Origin of the sequence: Streptomyces bobili (genome assembly GCF_002154575.1) — a bacterium.
Classification (GTDB): Bacteria; Actinomycetota; Actinomycetes; order Streptomycetales; family Streptomycetaceae; genus Streptomyces; species Streptomyces bobili.
In genome coordinates this window covers 1-1,723 of sequence record NZ_MUBA01000875.1, presented here as the reverse complement: position 1 = coordinate 1,723, position 1,723 = coordinate 1, and the positions used below count along the sequence as shown (strand labels likewise).

At 73.0% G+C, this 1,723-nt stretch carries 1 pseudogene; it reads left to right on the top strand.

Going from position 1 to position 1,723, the window contains the following annotated elements:
• Window positions 1–1,701: pseudogene (locus BZL64_RS38410) on the top strand (NAD-binding protein); the annotation flags it as partial.
• Between the last annotated feature and the right edge of the window lie 22 nt (window positions 1,702–1,723).

The window sequence follows — 1,723 nt, the reverse complement described above, 5'->3', positions numbered from 1 at the left end:
GGACGGTACGCCCGCCTGTCGTCGGGCGGGCCCGTGCGGTGTCCGCCGCGCTGCTCGACCGGGTGGTGAGCGCGGCCGTGAACCGGGCCGCCGCCGGGAACGGTGGCGGGGCGGGGGCGGGCGAAGGAGCGGGGGCGGCATCGGGGGACGGGGGCTGGTGCCGGGAGCGGCGGATCCGTGGGCGCGGGACGGGTGTTGGAGGCCGTCGAGCCGACCGAGGCCGTGCTCGCCGAGGCGGGGGTGGAGCGGGCCGCCGCGCTCGCCCTCGTGTACGACGACGACGAGACGAACATCCGCGCCGCCCTCACCGCCCGTCGCCTCAACCCCCGGCTGCGACTCGTCCTGCGGCTCTACAACAGGCGGTTGGGGCAGCACATCGAGGAACTCCTCGACCAGGCAGCCGCGTTGGCGATCATCGGCGGGGGCGGTGAGTACGCGGTGGGGGACGCCTCCACCACCGTACTGTCCGACGCCGACACCGCCGCGCCCGCGCTGGCCGCTACCGCCGTCGCCGGGACCACCAAGGTCGTCCAGACGGACGGGCTGATGCTGCGCGCCGTCGAACGGCCCGCGCCCGAGGCCGGGCGGGCCGCCGACCCCGCGCGCGTGGCCGATACCGGGCCCGCCACGCTCGCGTTGCTGTCCGTGACCAGCAACGACCCTTCCTTCGCGGACGGTTCCGAGGCCAGCGGGGAGCAGGGACCGCTGCTGCTGCCGGACGCGGCGACCGTCGCCGCCGCGAGCGGGCGAGGCCGTGTCGTGCTGGAACAGGTGTCGTACTCGGCCGGGCCCGCGTTGCCCGCCGGGCGGGGGGCCGGGGTCGTGGCGCCGTTCGCCTCGCTGTTCTCGCGGCGGTTGCGGTGGTCGTTGGCGGGGCTCGTGGGGTGCGTCATCGCGCTGGCGGTGGCGTTGTGGGTGGTGACCGGGGTTCATCCGCTGGGGGCGCTGTACCTGACACTGCTCGACCTGTTCTCCATCAACGATCCGGCGGTGGGGAAGACGACCGAGCAGCAGGTTCTTCAACTCCTTTCCGGATTCGTGGGGTTGCTGCTTCTTCCGGTGTTGCTGGCGGCTGTGCTGGAGGGACTGGGGACCTTCCGGACCGCCGGTGCGTTGCGGCGGCCACCGCGGGGGCTCGGTGGGCATGTGGTGCTGCTGGGGCTGGGAAAGATCGGCACGAGGGTGCTGACGCGGTTGCGGGAGCTGGACATTCCCGTGGTGTGCGTGGAGGTCGCGCCGGAGGCGCGGGGGGTCGCGGTGGCGCGGCGGTTGCGCGTGCCGGTGGTGCTGGGGGACGTCACGCAGGAAGGGGTGCTGGAGGCGGCGAAGATTCACCGGGCGCATGCCTTGCTGGCGGTGACCAGCTCGGACACGACGAATCTCGAAGCCGCTCTGTACGGGCGGTCGTTGCGGCACGATCTGCGGGTGGTGCTGCGGCTGTACGACGACGACTTCGCCACGGCCGTCTATCGCACGTTGCGGGCCGCGCATCCGCAGGCGCTGACGCGGAGTCGGAGCGTGACGCATCTGGCGGCGCCGTCGTTCGCGGGGGCGATGATGGGGCGGCAGATTCTGGGGGCGATTCCGGTGGAGCGGCGGGTGTTGCTGTTCGCCTCGCTGGAGGTCGGGGGGCATGCGCAGTTGGTGGGGAAGACGGTGGGTGAGGCGTTTCGGGCCGGGTATTGGCGGGTGTTGGCGGTGTCGCTTATACACATCTGACGCT